Below are 15,513 nucleotides of genomic sequence, written 5' to 3'. Positions count from 1 at the left end.
CAAAATACTGGAAACGTACTGGAAAATTCGGGGTTGCAGAAATCGAGAAGGAAATCGAAGATGCTCAGAGGTTTCAAAATAATATGCTCTGAACTGGGGATTTAGCGAATGCACATTTCGCGTGTTTCGCAGGTGCCCACCTCGCTAACAGCTTGGGAAGCTCAAGTTCTACCATTGAACCACGCCCGCAATGGGAAAGCATTATACTCCTACCTTCTCCGAATCACCCGACATTTCAGCGAATCCTCACGAGTTCGGCGCCCAGTCCCGAGTCCCAGGCGGCCCAAGTGGCCGTCCGCAGGAAGCCCATGTGCCTCGTCCGACGCTTATACGCGTCGGCGAAACCGAGGTGCACGATGCCTTGCGTGAAGCCATTGCGAACTGCCTCACTAACGCGGACTGCAACGAGCGACGCGGCGTCGTCTTCCTGGGGGGGGGCTGCGCCTCTTGAACCCCGGTGGCTTTCGCATCGGCATAGAGAATGCCTGCATCGGTGGCAATTCCGACCCGCACAACGAGACGATGATGAAGATGTTCGCGCTCATCAACATCGGCGAGCGTGCCGGGGGCGGCATTCCCAATATGGTGGAGAAGTGGACAGCTGCTGGCTATGGAAGTCCGGTGCTAAATGAGCGGGTAAACCCTGAGCGGTCGAGCATTTTCGTGCCACTTGCTGTTGATTCTGACGGGAATGATGTCGGTAATGTTAGTAGTGGGGCCGTGACAACTGAGGAACAAGCGCTGCACCTCATCGCAGGCGATTCGAAAATCAGCGCGCAGAGCACCGCAGATAACTTAGGAATGAGCAAGCGACATATTGAGAGAGCGATGGCGGGTCTTCGCAAAGAAGGCGTTTTGGTCCGCGAGGGTGACACTCGCGGACGCTGGATAATAGCTAAGAACCAATAGCGGCGCTACTATGAAAAAATTTTCGGAGTGATTTCTGAGCAGGCTGCGGATTGTTGCATGTCATGAGTACGGAAAGACGGTTGACTCGATGGGCGTAATGGTACGTAAAAAGCCTTCGAGGCTTTGCAAGGGCCGGTCCTACTGGGACTGGCTCTATTTATGTCTAAGCGCTTGCCCAGTCCGCATCCAGATTGGCGACGCAGGCCTCCACTATGCGGCGCATGGGGTGCTTGCGAAGCGGAATGACGTTACCTCGAGTGAAATGCTAGACGCGTCTGGCAAATTGGTAACTGGGTTGATGGAGTGTTTCTCACAAGCGTACTTATCTCTTGAATAGAGTAGAATCTGAACGTATAATCCAGTAAAATCATAAATATTTTCTGTTAAGATTTGTTAATAATGCACTATCTAGACATAAGGAGAAGCCCGATGCTCTGTCAGTTCACATTCGACAACTTCCGCTCGTATCGGGATGAGACGACATTCGACATGCAAGCCTCCGCCATGAAAGAGTTCAAGGAGTCCTTGATCGTTGACGAGAAGGACGGACAAGCGTTCCTTCCGGTGTCAGTTATATTCGGTCCGAACGCTGGCGGCAAGTCCAACTTGTTTCTCGCCATGCATAGAATGTTTGATGCTGTCTCATATCCGATTTACCTCCTCTCCCGTAAAGACGAGGCAACAAAGGGCGTTCCGCGGCCCAAGGTAAAAGGCGCCGACGCATTCCGCTTCGACGATGTGCATCCGAACGAGCCCTCCGACTTCGAGGTCTACTTTAGGACGAAGGGCCAGGAGTTTCGCTACAGGCTCTCCTTCGACGCTGAAGGGATAACCTCCGAGAGTCTGACGAGGAAGAACGTTGGAGGAACGCGAACCGCTATGCTGTTCGAGCGGATAGGTGACGAGGTTGAGTTAGGCTCGGTGCTCAAGCGTGCCAGGGCGAATACGTCATTCAACTTCGATATACCCTACCTGTCCTTCCTCGCGTTGAACTACGACATCGAATTTGTTGATATGGCCGCAGAGTGGATCGCCTCGACAAGGTTCATCGACTTTGACTTTCGCTTCGAAGAGCTCATCCTTGAGAAGATGCTTGAGCAAGAGGACGAAGATATCATCGTCGGCATCCTCAAAGCAGCCGGAATAAGCATTGACGGCTTTCGGGTCGAAGGTGACGAAGACGATTTCGAGAACAGGCACGTCTGGGTTCGCCATATTGTAAATGGAGAGACCTACGAACTCCGCCTAAACAAGGAGTCTGCCGGAACGCGCAAGATGATGAGCATGGCGGTCACGCTCGACGACGCGATTAAGAAAGGAAACCTGCTCGTCATAGACGAGTTGGATTCCAAGCTTCATCCTAAACTGCTCAGGTTCATCATCATGCTCTTCCAAGACCCTATCATCAATCGAAACGGCGCACAGCTCGTGTTCACCTCGCAAGATGTCAGCATTATGCGAAATGATGTGTTCCGCCGTGATGAGATCTGGTTTGCGGCCCGTGATGAGAATGAGGCGAGCTCTCTCTGGTCGCTGTCCGACATTCACGAGCCGAACGGCAACCTCGTGAGCAAGAATGCAGCTTTTGATAGGCAGTACCTCTCAGGTAGATACGGAGCCGATCCGATACTCGACCGTCTTCTGTACTGGGAGGAGGATTAGGCATGGCGCGAGGTCGAGCGAAGAGTGAATGGCGAAAGCCGGGACGGCGCCAGGGCTATCGCGTCTTGGCGCCCGAGCGGCACCTTATCGTCTGCGAGGGCGAAAAAACGGAGCCGCTTTACTTTCAGGGTATGCGCGATGCATTGAAGTCAGAATTCAGAAGCCGTATCCACATCGTCGTGAAGGGTACCGGCCTCCATACAGTTGACTTGCTCGAATACGCGCTAAGAGAGAGCAGGTTGTCGGGCGGCTACGATCACGTGTGGCTAGCTTACGATCGAGACGATTTTGACCGCAGCGAATTCGATTTGGTTGCCGAAGAATGTGTGCAAAATTCAGACGACACAACAACGTTTCATTCATTATGGTCGAATCCGTGCGTCGAAGTCTGGATGCTGTTGCACTTCGGTTTTACTACCGCTGAGATGACCTCGGCCGAAGCGATTGCCAGAACGGATGCAGCATTCCGCAAGTGGCTAAAAAGGCCGTACAGAAAGAATGATGAGAAACTTTTTGAAGATCTTTCTAGCCGGCTTTCAGATGCGGTATCAAATGCAGAGAGTCTCAGCAGATATCACGAGAATCGAGGGGCAACGAACCCTTCGGAAATGAATCCATGCACTCGATTATATGAAGTCATGAATACCTTGCAAGATTACTTGGGTGTTCAGCAACGATATTGAATATCTGAAAGAACTCGATTGAGGAACTTCCAGTTGAAGGGAGAGATAATGTCCGGTACACCACATATGAATTCCTATTTTGAGGATTTTCTTAAGAGCATCAGGCTAAGCGCAAAGCAAAAGAAAGCGTTAGTAGATGCCCATACGCAGTTGAGGGATATGCTTAATGCAGACAGCAGTCTTAATGAAATATTGGTGGGCACATTTCTCCAGGGCAGCTATAGACGATCAACTATTATCAAGCCGGCAGCAGGACAGAGCTCTGATGTTGACGTCGTTGTAGTCACAAACATAAGCGAGGAAGAGTACACGCCTGCAGAAGCCCTCGACCTTTTCCTCGGATTCCTTGAAGATCATTACCCGAATCAATACGAGCGCCAGGGTAGATCTTGGGGCATACATCTTGAAGGAGCGGATATCGATCTCGTTCCCACCTCAGCCCCAAGTGAAACTCTATCGAAGTCGGATGCGATAAGAAGTGCGATATTCTCGTCACTCGATATCGAGGCTTTATCAAACATGGATACTCTTTCGAAGGAATACGGATCGAGAACTACGGCGACTCTAAGTGCAATCATTGAGAGTAGTGATTGGAAGAACGACCCACTGCGCATTCCCGATCGTGAGGCGAATGTATGGGAATCGACGGATCCATTGAGCCAGATTAGCTGGACGGCCGAGAAAAATGCAAGATGCTCCGGTCACTATGTGAACGTCGTAAAATCAGTCAAATGGTGGTGGAGAACACAGCATCCGGATAAGAAATATCCGAAAGGTTATCCGTTGGAGCACCTTGTTGGGGATTGCTGTCCTGACGAAATAGAGTCGGTTGCTGAGGGCGTAGTAACGACATTCGAGGCCATCGTGAAGCTGGGGCCCACAAAGCCGGTTTTGCTAGACCGAGGTCTCCCAAACGATGTTATGACGCGAGTATCTCAAGACGATTATGAAGCTTTCTATAAATGCATCGCAGAAGCCGCCCTGTTGGCACGAGAAGCATTCGATGCCGAGGACCCATATAGCGCTTCAGGAAAGTGGCGAGAGCTTTTCGGAGAAGAGTTCCCATTGGCGCCAAAGCCAGAGGATAAGGCTGCGTTTACGGCAAGAGCAGGAGCAACGACGGTTCTTTCTGAGGCGAACTTCGCATGAGCGAGGAGGTTCCCGAGTCACTTCGTCGCGCTCGCAGGTCTCTTGAAGAGCTTGCTCCGTTCATTGCGATTAGGGATTGGGTATGGGACGAGTCGGTTGCCGAGTGGTGCCTTTCCTTCACTGCATGCTTGGAGCACCCGGACAGGGTCCCTCAAATAACGTCCTGGGTGTTTTCGGTTTCATCCGCCTATCCTGACTGCAGGATCAAGATATATCCATCGTTAGATGGCGGAATCGAAGATACGCATCCTCATCAATCCAACAATGGAATGGAGAGCCATGGCAAATACTGTCGGTCAGGAAACATTTGCTTGTTCACCGAGAATGCAGAGTGGGGGCTGCGAGGAAGCTCCGATTTCACACTCCTCTCCCATGCGGAGCGATTCCTTCAGTGGCTCGAGGCGGCCAACGAGGGACGTTTGATGAAGGATGGCGATCATGCTGAATTTCCCATGCAGAACATCAGGCGAAGAGACCTCGTTCTCTATTGCGAAGACGAGGTCTCAAAAATGATTTGGGACAGTCATCCCTCTTGCCGCGACGGAGTTGTTGAGATAACCGAAAACAACCTTGGACAAACATGTCTGTCCGCTTTCTACGAAGCAGATAGCAGCCTCGTGCGGGGCGTTGGGTGGGGGACGATATTCGAGGGGGACAGGCAGAAGAAGACGGACCGGGGGATATGGTTCCTTGCCTCTTCAGTTCCCCATGTTCGATGCTGGCAATCACCCAATACATACGGAGAACTTCGCGAATGGGCAAAGGGAGAAAAGCTTGATCTGGACGATATTATCGGCCGGAACGGATCTACGCTAAGAGACGGACTGAGGCATTATCTTGCAATTGGGGTTCCATGTTCAAGCGTAGTTGGAGAGGAACCGGTATCGCTATCCTGGTTTGTCGCGATAATGCCGGCTCTTGCCAATGAAAAGGAATTCGGAAAGGGAGGGGTTCATAAGCGCAAGGTTCTAAGGACTGTCGATGGATGTAAAACTTTTGCCCCCAATGTACTAGTAGATTGGATCGACAGCGCCAACTGTTCCAAAAATCAGATGTTCTCACGTGGTAGCCTTTGCGAAGAACTAGCTGATTCCCGAATAGCCCTCATAGGTGCAGGCTCTTTGGGAAGCATGGTCGCCAATAGCTTGATTAGGGGCGGCGTAACCGATCTCTGCATTTTCGATTCAGATAGCTTCGGTATTGGTAACGTTACCAGACATCATCTTCGCGCTTGCGATGCCGGTGCCGATAAGGCAGCTACACTAGCTGCTGTGCTGAACACAACGAGTCCCATGGCAGAAGTCAAAGGAAGAAGCGCGATAGATAAAGATAATGCAGCAACTCTCAAGGGATTCGACATCATTATTGACTGCAGCTCCTCCCCGTCTGTTCTTGCCGCTCTCGACAACCTAGAAGGCGGTCAGGCACTATTTGTGTGTTCGTTTGGGTATGCCGCAGAGAGAGTCTATATTTCGTTGAGTACTCTGAGCTCCTTCTTCTCTGAAAGATACAGGGATACTTTTAGAGAGTTGATGCGTGAGGAAGCGAACTTGATGCGGGAAAAAGAGCTGCCTTGGGAGGGCGTAGGGTGTTGGTCTCCTGTCTTTCCTGCCAAGAATTCAGATGTCAGCAGAGCCGCCTCTATCGTTGTCGACTGTATTGATCGCTTAGTCGAGAAAAGAAAGACGAAAGCGAATTACGTATATATTACCAAGCGTGATGCCGATGGCATCTTGACGGCAATAGAAAGAGTTGAACTGTGATCTGGAAATCAATGGAAGGCTTGCGTGTAGAAATCGCCGAAGAGGCTTTCGGTGCTATAACGAAGCATGTTGTAATCCGCAAGAGAGGTGAAACGGGTGGCATTCTTATCGGACAGTATTCATCAGATCATTTGACTGCCAAAGTTCTGAGCGCTTCCGGCCCTGGAAAACAATCCGTACTCGGACTGTTTTCGTTTACAAGAAGGGCATCCGGGCTGCAAAAGGAATTAGATAAAGAATTCAAGCTAGGCAGATACTATCTGGGTGAATGGCATTGCCATCCAGGAAAAAACCATGTACCAAGCTTCCAAGACATCCACCAGATGCAAGACATCTCGAAATCGTCTTGTTACAACTGCCCAGAACCTATTCTGCTCGTAGTAGGAAGGGATAACCCAACACAATACATATCGGTTGTTTTAATAAAGAATGGGCATTGCCACTATTTAGAAAGGGACGACAATGGAAGATATTAACCAAGCCGCGGCTGCCATTAATGCTTTTTTTAGCCTTGTCGGAACTATAGGAACGATAGTTCCCTGGGCTTTAGCGATTGGTTTTGTTGTTCTAGCGGTCATGGGTTTGGTTAGACCGGCTTATAGATTCGGCAAAGGAATTGCATGGAAAAAGGTCTTCATCGTTGCCAATGACAATACTCGCCAGGAGCTTAAAGGCGATTTGGAGCGCTCGGGAATATTAAGGAAAAGAAATATTCGGGTAAAAACAGATGGTCAGATTAGCGATTTGGCTGGCGCCCGGCTTCTCATTTTGGAGTATGGATATCTCGGGGAGAAAAAGGTGCAGGAAATCGTTTCCAATAAATGCTCTGACTGCGGTGTTTTGATTTATGCGAAGCATAAAGAAATCAGCGATGAGTCAATGTCAAAGCTCAACCGCTCCCAACATGTTTCGGTTGTTAATTTCAGAGGGCGATTGGTTAACGAAATCCTCTTACTGCTTATTAGTACTTCGTTTGCTCGTAAAGACGTAAAAGGTCAACAGAAATAGTCAAAAATCAAGCTTTTCCAAGACCTCATCGAGATCACTTGCGCAGGTCTCCACTATACAGCAGACGGCGGCCAGCTCGGCTGCCGTTATCTGTTTACGGTCAGCCTTGTCTTCGAGCATCGTCAGAAGTGATGCTGCACCTTCCAGCTTCTCAGACAACCGGTTCAATAGCATTGATGAGCTCTCTGGAAGGAGCGTACTCTTCATTCGCTGCCATAGGGGCCACCTTTCCATTGCATGAGATAAGGATGATGGTAGCCCCCGTGAATGCCAGATGAGAGGCATCCACCTCAGTTGTCACCCTGTGGGAATTGTAAATCAATTACCCAAACGGAAGATGCCCCTCGACCCGGTTAATTCTTACGCCAATTCCTGAGCACTGTTTCGCAATATACTGAGCAGACGACAAGCCATCTACCAGGCATTTGTTGTCATCGATTTGCTAGATGGCATCAATGTTCATGTTCCAAAGCGTGACGAAGAAAAAGCCTTACTTCTCCTGTGTGCGCTTTGACTTCACGCTGCCATCGAAGTAGCTGGACCATAGATTCTCTAGATTGCCGTCGGGGTTGCTCGCATATAAGCCAAAAGCGTCAACTAAGCACTATCCGCACCCTCCCCGTTAAATAGCTCGAAAAGCTTCAAGTATCTGTCGTATCGTTCCTTGCATCTTGTTAGGCATCGCTGGAATTGCCTGTCCTCAGCGCACGCCTTGTCCAACTCCTCTTGCGAAGGCCGCTCTTCCGTGTTGGCAACCATAAGCGAGAGCACGACGCAGCGAGCGCTCCTGAGCTTGTTCCAGAGGGGTGCGAAATCTGGGTCAGCATCGGCCAGTTCTTCCATGGTGAGTGGCTTGCCGTCATGTCCAAGAAGGTTCGGCGGTATGGGCTCGTCAACGAACGCTTCAAGGCCGCCTTCTCCCTCAAGCCAGCGAATGAGGTTCTTCGCGAGCTTCTTGTCATCAGCGTTTCTCACCCAGTAGGCTTTTGCATAGGCATCGTAAGCATGGATTATCTGCTCTGGCGTGTATCCGTCTGCGACCTTTCGCTTCCATGCCTCGAAGCAATCGCGTCTGAACTTGAGCGAGGAGACCGGCTTGATAGACATCTCGCATAGCTTCTCGAAAGACTCTGTGAACTCGCCTTTTCTGAAAGCTACAAAATCGCCCTTCTCCTCTCTGCGGTCTGTGTCTGGCTCTGTTTCGGGGAGACAAGAGAAGGGTTTATTTTCATTAGTCCGTATATCAGATAAGTAATTTATTGGGTCTTGTTTTCCAGATATGGTTTTCCCAGATACGGGATTTCCAGATACGGATTTTCCCGTTCTGGTGCTGACCTGGGTATTCTTAGGGCCACCTTTTCCCGTAGCGGGAATATCGCTCCTCAGATCGAACTCAGCGTTGCTGGTAGGGTCGCGCTTGAATTCGGAGAGAATCGCATATCCCTCCTCCTTCAATTCGGTTGCAACATTCGCATACATCGCTGGGTCATCGAGCGTGACCCACGTGGCTTCTTCGGCTTTAAGGAAACGCCCGTTCCCGCTTCGCCTCCTCGCTCTGATTATGTACCCAGCGCTCTCTAGCTCCTTGAGCCCAGCTGTCACGGCATCCACCCCATCTTTAACAAGCTTTGCGAAGCCACGGATGGTGAACACCCAATCGAGGTTGTTCTCAAGCGAGCGAATCTGACAGTAGATCCCCTTTGCCTTAAGGCTTAAGCTGTGATCGAAGAAGACCGTGTTTTCGACGTGGGTAAACGACCCTTTCCCACGGTGCATCATGTTACCCATCATGCACCTCTTCCTTCGCCAGCCGGTCGCGTTTTGCCTCAGCTGCTTCAAGCAGTTCCAAGGCTTTGATGATGCGTGCGCTCATCTCTTCATTGCTCATGCCCGCTTTGAAGAAGCGCGAGATGTTCTTCTTAGGAATCTTGAATTGCTCGATCTGATTGGGTTTTTTCTCTTCCATGATCGAGCTGACAAGGGCCGCTGTTAACGTACCCTCTTCCGAGTAGCGGCGCATCTTCACAGCTTGGGCATGTGACGGCGTGCAGGCTTGAGAGCCAATCGCTTCGAGAAGCCATTGCTGCTCAGCTTCTTCGAGGTAGCTGATCGCTATCGCTGGCTGCATCTTCATACGCCCTGCATCCACGAGAGTTAGCAATCCTGGAATGAGATTAGTAAGGCGAATATAGCGTCGAACCATATCCTTGCTAACACCCAACTCTTCAGCCAAGATATCTCTCGACTTCCTGCCGCCCGACTTGTGCGCAAACTGCGCACAGGCAAGGTCGATGCGGAAACCTTGTCGCTTCATAGCTTCAAGGCGCATCGAATAAGCGAATGCCCGTTCGCTCGGCAGGATGGTCTCCCTCTGAAGATTCGAATCCACCATTGCGATAACAGCTTCATCATCGGTGAGGTCTTTAACGATGCATGGCACATCGGTCAGCCCAACCACCTCAGCTGCATGCTTTCTTCTATGGCCGCTTATGAGCTCGAATACTCCATCGTTTGCAGCTCGTACGGCTAGGGGTGGCAGGATGCCATGCTCTTGGATGCTCTCGACGAGCTGTTCCATATCTTGATCGTCGCGCACGCCAAAGGGATGTTTGGGAAACGGGACGATCGAAGCTAACGGTAGCAATTGGATGATGCTGCTTCCCTTCGAGTCTCGCTCAAGCTGTGAAGTGAAGAGATCGTCTACCGACGGAAGGCTTATGTTTACTTTCTTCTTAGCCATTGCAGATCACTTCACCTGCGAGGCTGGTAAAAGCGGATGCAACTTTGCCTCGTTTGTCATAGGCGAAGATGCTTATCCCTACGGCAGGTGTTTCTGCGGCTGATACAGCCCGAGGGATAATGGAATCGAATACGCGATAGGTCTTTCCGTATTGGCTGCGAATAGTCTGTTCCACCTCACGAGCAAGATTGTTTCTGGTGTCGAAGAGCGTGATCAATATCCCCTCAACCTGAAGAGAAGGATTGATCTGTCGCTTCACCCTATTGATGGTCTTCAGAAGTTCGGTCATCGCAGATGCTGGCAAGAATTCTGCAGAAACGGGAACAAGCACACTGTCCGATGCGACGAATGCGTTCACAGGCAAGATACCCAGCGTTGGTGCGCAATCAATAAGGACATAATCGTAGTTTTCCTTGACGCCAGAAAGCCAGGAGTTAAGAATCTGCTCACGCGACATCGCCATGAAGATGCTCATCTCCATGCTTGCAAGGTCGATGTTCGCAGGCATGAGATCGATGCCTTCTTTGTGACTAAGGATTCCTTCATCAGCTTGCATGTCTATGCCGTCAATCACTGCCTGGATATGATTGGCGACGGTGATCTCTAAAGAACCGGGGTTGAACCAGCCGAGCGATTTGGTTAGATCGCCTTGAGGATCCGTGTCCACCAGCAATACGCGCTTATCGCACTTGGACAAAGCAATGCCAAGACTGAGCGTTGTGGCAGTCTTTCCCGTCCCTCCTTTTTGATTTGCTACCGCTATTGTTTTGCACGTCATGGTGCGCCTCCATTTCTGTGGCATGAGCCACGTCGTGGAGGTCAGACAGCCCATTCAAAAGATGTGCGAATGGGCCGCACGTTTCGCAAAATACTGGAAACGTACTGGAAAATTCGGGGTTGCAGAAATCGAGAAGGAAATCGAAGATGCTCAGAGGTTTCAAAATAATATGCTCTGAACTGGGGATTTAGCGAATGCACATTTCGCGTGTTTCGCAGGTGCCCACCTCGCTAACAGCTTGGGAAGCTCAAGTTCTACCATTGAACCACGCCCGCAATGGGAAAGCATTATACTCCTACTTTCTCCGAATCATCCGACATTTCAGCGAATCCTCACGAGTTCGGCGCCCAGCTCGAGTCCCAGGCGGCCGCCTGCAGGAGGGTGACCTTGAGGTAGCCGAGGGGGGCGGCTTCTCCACCCCGTGGAGGAACTTCGCGGCATCGTCCGCCATCAGCGGGTCTATCAGCGGCTTGCTCTTCTTGAGCGCGCGCGAGGAGCTTCGCCTTCGCGGCGTTCCTCGATAGGTCCTTCTTCCAGAGGAAGACTACGTCACGCCGCTCGATACAGCGATGTCATGCAAACGGGAACACATGGTATCGGGACGGTGCGCCAGGCTGTAGAATGACCGCATGGAGGAAGTGGACAAGACATACACCGCCTGGGGCATAGGCGACGGCGTGCACGAGGCGCGTGACCTCAAGCCCATGCTCACACCCGATGAACAGGTGGCGCTTCTGAAAGCCAAGGGCGTCACGTTCGAGCGCTGCGACGAGGCGAAGGCGATCGCCGCGCTGACGAAACGTGGCAGCTTCCTGCACATCGCCTCCTACCGCAAGCTGTTCCAAAAGCATCGGGACGGAGAGAGGGAAGGCCAGTACGTGCGGCTCGATTTCGCCGACCTGCTCAACCTGGATGCGCTGGACGCACGGTTGAGAAGTGCTTTCCAGTCCGTTGCCTACGACATAGAGCGCGTGGCAAAGACAAGGCCCATAGAGAGAATATCTCTCGAAGAGTCGGAGGACGGCTACGCGATAGTCGCGGAGTTCATGGCGTCGCAGCAGAAGCGGTACAGGAACAGCATCGAGAGCAACCTCAAGGTGAGAATGGCGGAAGACGCCTATGCGGGAGCGCTGATCGCGAGATACGCATCCGATATGCCCGTATGGGTCTTCCTGGAGGTCATGTCGTTCGGCGCTTTGCTGGCGTTCTACCTGTTCTGCGCAGAACGGTGGAGCGACGAGGAGATGCGACAGGAACACTACGCCATGAAGGGCGTTAAGGCGGTGCGCAACTGCTGCTCCCATGGAGCCTGCGTCATCAACGGGTTCGACTCCGGGTATGACGCGGACACCCGCGCGTCAAGCATCGCTTACGAATGGCTGGACTCCAAGGGCGTGGAGCAAAGTGGTGCCCGCAAGGCCAAGTTGCGCAACAGAAGGATCCAGCAGCTTCTTGAAACGCTGGTCATGTTCGAGCGGATGGGATGTGCGGCGTCCTCGCAGTATTCCGTAGACGATCTGCGCGGATTAAAGAGTTCCGTCAGCGAGGTCTGCGAGGAGTATGGCGAGCAGAACACCTTCGTGTCGTATCTCGGCTTTCTGGCGCGTCTCATTGACAAAAGCGTGTGAGGATGCGAATATAACCGCACATGTTAAAGCCTTCGAGGCTTTGCAAGAGCCGGTCCTACTGGGACTGGCTCTATTTATATCTAGGCAATGATCCAAGACCGGATCCGTCATGCGGGATGGGGATGATGGCGTCCCCTTCGCTCCGGTGTCCTCCTCAATGGAGGGAATGCCAACAGCTAGCTCGGGCTCGCGCGATTTCCTCCGTGACTTAAATCATGGTTGAAGTTCGAGAATAGTCTGAGCACTGATTTCGACCAAGGAAGAAGGTCATATGGAATACGCGCAACTCGGGCACTCCGGGATAGAAGTTTCCCACATCTGCATCGGCGGCATGAGCTTCGGCGAGCCCGATGCAACCAACCACGAGTGGACTATCGGCCCTGAAGGCACCGAAGCGGTCATCAGGCGCGCCTTCGAAGGCGGCATCAACTACATCGACAGCGCGAACTGCTACTCCCGCGGCACGAGCGAGGAGTACATAGGTCGTGCTCTCAAGAAGATCGGCATCCCCCGCGACGAGGTTGTGCTGCAAAGCAAGGTGTTCTTCAACGAGGGAGGCCTTTCGAAGGCGGCAATCGGCCGCGAGATAGACGGCACGCTCGGGCGCCTCGGCACCGACTACCTGGACGTCTACATGATCCATCGCTTCGACTACGACACGCCCGTCGAGGAGACCATGGAGGCGCTCGACGGTTTGGTGCGCGCGGGCAAGGTGCGCGCTATCGGCGCGAGCGAGATGTTCGCCTACCAGCTCCACAACATGCAGGTGGTCGCCGAACGGAACGGCTGGGCGAAGTTTACGAACATGCAATGCCACTACAATCTGCTCTACCGCGAGCCCGAGCGCGAGGTGATACCAGTTTGTCGCCAGTTCGACATGGCGCTCACGCCCTACAGCCCTCTGGCCTCCGGCCATCTGACGCGCGAGGCGTGGGACGCCGACTCCCTTCGCAGCAGGACCGACCTCGTCATGGCCGACAAGTACGATCGGGCCAAGTCGCTCGACACGCCCATCATCGAACGCGTTGCGAGGCTGGCGAGGGACCGCGGCGTCCCCATGGCGCAAGTCGCCATCGCCTGGCATCTCAACAAGGGCGTGGAGAGCCCCACGCTCGGCTTCTCCAAGCCCGCGCGCGTCGACGATGCGATCGCCGCGGTCGGCATCAGGCTCTCCAAGGAGGAGATGGAGTATCTGGAGGAGCCCTACGTTGCTCACGAGCTGGTGGGACCTATAGCCCGCCCAGGCGAGAAGCTGATCGCGGGCACGTTCCGCCCCGAGACGAAGGAGGAGGCCTGATAGGCCGTCTCTCCATGGCATTGCGCCGCCTGCGCCTGCTCTGACGGGGCGCAGGCGGCGCTTGCGTTGCCGCACACGACCCGGCAAGCTAGAGCGCGAGGTAGTCCTCGTCGCTCACGGGCTCGCACCACTCGTTGCTCGTGTTCGTGCCGCTTGCCTCGAGGGCCACGTGGCTCATCCAGCTGTCCTTGGCCGCGCCGTGCCAATGCTTCACGTTCGCCGGAATGGTCACGCAGTCGCCGGGGCGCAGCGCACGCGCCTCCTTGCCCCACTCCTGGTACCAGCCGCATCCGTCGGTCACCAGCAGGATCTGCCCGCCGCCCTCGTCGGCATGGTGGATGTGCCAGTGGTTGCGGCAGCCCGGCTCGAAGGTGACGTTGGCGACGAACAGCGTCTTGTCCGGATCGGTCAGGGGGTTCAGGTACGACCTTCCGGTGAAGTACTGCGCGTAGGCGTCGTTGGGCGCCCCGAGTCCGAACGCGCCGCCGTGAGCCTGCGGCTCATCAAGTCCCTGCGGGTCGTCGGCGTACACCCTCACGGCGATGCGGAAGGCCGCCCAAGCGTTCGGCCAGCCCGCGTAGAAGGCGACGTGGGTGAGCATCGCCGCCATCTCCGCCGCCGTGATGCCGTTTTGTTTCGCCGTGACGATGTGGTACTCGAACGACGCGTCCACGAGCCCCTTCGCCACCAGCGTCGTGATCGTGAGGGCCGAGCGCATTTTGAGCGTCAGCGCGTCGTCGCTCCACACCTCCCCGAACAGGACGTCGTCGTTGAGCTCCGCGAACATCGGGGCGAAGTCTCCCAGCTGGCCACGTCCTGCCGTCTGCACTACCTTTGTCATATCGGTCTCCTTTTCTCGTCCAACGCGCAATCTCGCTTGCCGACAAGCCCATTATCGACTTAAACCATGCTCCAAGTTCAAGAGTTATTTTCCGGAAACGCTCGAATGCGCCGCCAATCGGAGTTGGCAGAAGGAGGGCGATGGGATGTGTCCAGCCAGAGCGAGCTTGACGGAGCATGTTGTTTAAGGGTTATGATGATACACGTTAAAGCCTTCGAGGCCTCGCGCTGCCCGGCCCTGCGGAAGCCCTCGCGCCGCCCGGCCCTGCGGAAGGCCTCGCGCCGCCCGGCCCATCCGGAAGCCCCTGCGGGAGCCCCCGCGGGAAAGGGCGCGCAGGCCGCCGTTGTCGCACCCTGAGAGGAAGGCGCGTGATGTACAGCTGCAACGAGCTCGGCTTCGTCCAGTACGACGCCGAGGCAACCGAATACCTGATGGCGAAGGACAGGAAGCTGGCGCGCGCCATCGAGGCCGTCGGCAGCATCCGCCGGCCTGCGGACGGGGACGTGTTCGCCTCGGTCGTGAAGAGCATCGTCGGCCAGCAGATCTCGACGTCGGCGCTCAAGACCGTCCTCGGCCGCCTTTCGGGGAAGGCCGGCGACCCCCTGACGCCTGAGGCCGTCAGTGCCCTGGGCGTCGACGGTCTCCAGAGCTGCGGCATGACGTTCCGCAAGGCGGGCTACATCAAGTCCTTCGCCGAGAAGGTCCTGTCGGGCGCGTTCGACCTCGACGCGCTGGAGGCCATGGACGACGAGGAGGCCATCGGGGCGCTCACGTCGCTGAAGGGAGTCGGGAGGTGGACGGCGGAGATGACCCTGATCTTCAGCATGAACAGGATGAACGTCTTCGCCTTCGACGACGTCGGCATACTCCGCGGGATCCGCATGGTCTACCACCACCGAAGCGTCAGCAGGGAGCTGTTCGAGCGGTACCGCCGGCGCTTCAGCCCCTACTGCACCGTCGCGAGCCTGTATTTCTGGCAGATATCGCACATGGACGTCCCCGGTTACGACCGAGACTACGCCCCCAAGAAGCGCTGATCGACCTGCGGTCGCGTG

Annotated in this window: 15 protein-coding genes; 10 read left to right on the top strand and 5 right to left on the bottom strand. The window is 54.0% G+C overall.

Annotated features, from left to right (window positions below; all coding sequences use genetic code 11):
• The first annotated feature begins 447 nt into the window (after positions 1 to 447).
• From G7Y50_RS00920 to G7Y50_RS00890, 7 genes are all read left to right on the top strand, one after another.
• Positions 448 to 909 carry an ATP-binding protein gene (locus G7Y50_RS00920; RefSeq protein ID WP_165047515.1) on the top strand — a complete coding sequence of 154 codons (462 nt, stop codon included), beginning with the start codon at positions 448 to 450 and terminating at the stop codon, positions 907 to 909.
• A gap of 429 nt (positions 910 to 1,338) precedes the next feature.
• Positions 1,339 to 2,571, top strand: coding sequence for an ATP/GTP-binding protein (locus G7Y50_RS00915; RefSeq protein ID WP_165047511.1), 1,233 nt, complete (start codon positions 1,339 to 1,341; stop codon positions 2,569 to 2,571).
• A 2-nt stretch (positions 2,572 to 2,573) separates the two neighbouring features.
• Positions 2,574 to 3,254 (top strand): RloB family protein, encoded by a 681-nt coding sequence (locus G7Y50_RS00910; protein WP_165047507.1) that lies wholly within the window; start codon positions 2,574 to 2,576, stop codon positions 3,252 to 3,254.
• Positions 3,255 to 3,287: 33 nt separating this feature from the next.
• Positions 3,288 to 4,403, top strand: a complete 1,116-nt coding sequence (locus G7Y50_RS00905; RefSeq protein WP_165047505.1) for a nucleotidyltransferase — start codon at positions 3,288 to 3,290, stop codon at positions 4,401 to 4,403.
• Positions 4,400 to 6,166, top strand: a complete 1,767-nt coding sequence (locus G7Y50_RS00900) for a ThiF family adenylyltransferase (RefSeq protein WP_165047502.1) — start codon at positions 4,400 to 4,402, stop codon at positions 6,164 to 6,166. The genes G7Y50_RS00905 and G7Y50_RS00900 overlap by 4 nt, the downstream gene beginning before the upstream one ends.
• A complete protein-coding gene (locus G7Y50_RS00895) occupies positions 6,163 to 6,642 on the top strand; it encodes a Mov34/MPN/PAD-1 family protein (RefSeq protein WP_165047497.1) in 480 nt (159 codons plus the stop codon). The genes G7Y50_RS00900 and G7Y50_RS00895 overlap by 4 nt, the downstream gene beginning before the upstream one ends.
• Complete coding sequence (locus G7Y50_RS00890) at positions 6,629 to 7,174, top strand: hypothetical protein (protein ID WP_165047491.1); 546 nt, start codon at positions 6,629 to 6,631, stop codon at positions 7,172 to 7,174. The genes G7Y50_RS00895 and G7Y50_RS00890 overlap by 14 nt, the downstream gene beginning before the upstream one ends.
• Here G7Y50_RS00890 and G7Y50_RS00885 read toward each other — a convergent pair whose 3' ends face one another.
• From G7Y50_RS00885 to G7Y50_RS00870, 4 genes are all read right to left on the bottom strand, one after another.
• Positions 7,175 to 7,381, bottom strand: a complete 207-nt coding sequence (locus tag G7Y50_RS00885) for a hypothetical protein (protein WP_241159484.1) — start codon at positions 7,379 to 7,381, stop codon at positions 7,175 to 7,177.
• 390 nt (positions 7,382 to 7,771) lie between these two features.
• A complete protein-coding gene (locus tag G7Y50_RS00880) occupies positions 7,772 to 8,965 on the bottom strand; it encodes a helix-turn-helix domain-containing protein (RefSeq protein ID WP_165047484.1) in 1,194 nt (397 codons plus the stop codon).
• Positions 8,955 to 9,914, bottom strand: a complete 960-nt coding sequence (locus G7Y50_RS00875; RefSeq protein ID WP_165047480.1) for a ParB/RepB/Spo0J family partition protein — start codon at positions 9,912 to 9,914, stop codon at positions 8,955 to 8,957. Before G7Y50_RS00875 ends, G7Y50_RS00880 begins: the two co-directional genes overlap by 11 nt.
• Positions 9,907 to 10,692 (bottom strand): ParA family protein, encoded by a 786-nt coding sequence (locus G7Y50_RS00870; protein ID WP_165047467.1) that lies wholly within the window; start codon positions 10,690 to 10,692, stop codon positions 9,907 to 9,909. The genes G7Y50_RS00875 and G7Y50_RS00870 overlap by 8 nt, the downstream gene beginning before the upstream one ends.
• A gap of 629 nt (positions 10,693 to 11,321) precedes the next feature.
• Between G7Y50_RS00870 and G7Y50_RS00865 the strand changes: the two genes are divergently transcribed.
• Both G7Y50_RS00865 and G7Y50_RS00860 read left to right on the top strand, forming a co-directional pair.
• Positions 11,322 to 12,320 carry an Abi family protein gene (locus G7Y50_RS00865; protein WP_165047461.1) on the top strand — a complete coding sequence of 333 codons (999 nt, stop codon included), beginning with the start codon at positions 11,322 to 11,324 and terminating at the stop codon, positions 12,318 to 12,320.
• 271 nt (positions 12,321 to 12,591) lie between these two features.
• Positions 12,592 to 13,617, top strand: coding sequence for an aldo/keto reductase (locus tag G7Y50_RS00860; protein WP_165047455.1), 1,026 nt, complete (start codon positions 12,592 to 12,594; stop codon positions 13,615 to 13,617).
• Positions 13,618 to 13,705: 88 nt separating this feature from the next.
• Here G7Y50_RS00860 and G7Y50_RS00855 read toward each other — a convergent pair whose 3' ends face one another.
• The gene (locus G7Y50_RS00855) at positions 13,706 to 14,458 is read right to left on the bottom strand and encodes a carboxymuconolactone decarboxylase family protein (protein ID WP_165047449.1); all 753 of its coding nucleotides are present in this window, start codon (positions 14,456 to 14,458) and stop codon (positions 13,706 to 13,708) included.
• 371 nt (positions 14,459 to 14,829) lie between these two features.
• Here G7Y50_RS00855 and G7Y50_RS00850 point away from each other — a divergent pair, with 371 nt between their 5' ends.
• Complete coding sequence (locus G7Y50_RS00850; RefSeq protein ID WP_165047444.1) at positions 14,830 to 15,495, top strand: DNA-3-methyladenine glycosylase; 666 nt, start codon at positions 14,830 to 14,832, stop codon at positions 15,493 to 15,495.
• The last annotated feature ends 18 nt before the right edge of the window (positions 15,496 to 15,513 follow it).

Origin of the sequence: Adlercreutzia sp. ZJ176, assembly GCF_011038975.1 — a bacterium.
In the GTDB taxonomy this organism is placed as follows: domain Bacteria; phylum Actinomycetota; class Coriobacteriia; order Coriobacteriales; family Eggerthellaceae; genus CAAEEV01.
Note: the sequence above shows the minus strand (reverse complement) of the source record. Positions and strands in the feature narration are given on the sequence as shown.

Bases quoted from the DNA above. Each gene is read 5' to 3' on its own strand.
- G7Y50_RS00915 (WP_165047511.1), top strand. From the start codon at position 1,339: ATGCTCTGTCAGTTCACATTCGACAACTTCCGCTCGTATCGGGATGAG.
- G7Y50_RS00910 (WP_165047507.1), top strand. From the start codon at position 2,574: ATGGCGCGAGGTCGAGCGAAGAGTGAATGGCGAAAGCCGGGACGGCGC.
- G7Y50_RS00900 (WP_165047502.1), top strand. From the start codon at position 4,400: ATGAGCGAGGAGGTTCCCGAGTCACTTCGTCGCGCTCGCAGGTCTCTT.
- G7Y50_RS00890 (WP_165047491.1), top strand. From the start codon at position 6,629: ATGGAAGATATTAACCAAGCCGCGGCTGCCATTAATGCTTTTTTTAGC.
- G7Y50_RS00885 (WP_241159484.1), bottom strand. From the start codon at position 7,381: ATGAAGAGTACGCTCCTTCCAGAGAGCTCATCAATGCTATTGAACCGG.
- G7Y50_RS00880 (WP_165047484.1), bottom strand. From the start codon at position 8,965: ATGATGGGTAACATGATGCACCGTGGGAAAGGGTCGTTTACCCACGTC.
- G7Y50_RS00875 (WP_165047480.1), bottom strand. From the start codon at position 9,914: ATGGCTAAGAAGAAAGTAAACATAAGCCTTCCGTCGGTAGACGATCTC.
- G7Y50_RS00870 (WP_165047467.1), bottom strand. From the start codon at position 10,692: ATGACGTGCAAAACAATAGCGGTAGCAAATCAAAAAGGAGGGACGGGA.
- G7Y50_RS00865 (WP_165047461.1), top strand. From the start codon at position 11,322: ATGGAGGAAGTGGACAAGACATACACCGCCTGGGGCATAGGCGACGGC.
- G7Y50_RS00860 (WP_165047455.1), top strand. From the start codon at position 12,592: ATGGAATACGCGCAACTCGGGCACTCCGGGATAGAAGTTTCCCACATC.
- G7Y50_RS00855 (WP_165047449.1), bottom strand. From the start codon at position 14,458: ATGACAAAGGTAGTGCAGACGGCAGGACGTGGCCAGCTGGGAGACTTC.
- G7Y50_RS00850 (WP_165047444.1), top strand. From the start codon at position 14,830: ATGTACAGCTGCAACGAGCTCGGCTTCGTCCAGTACGACGCCGAGGCA.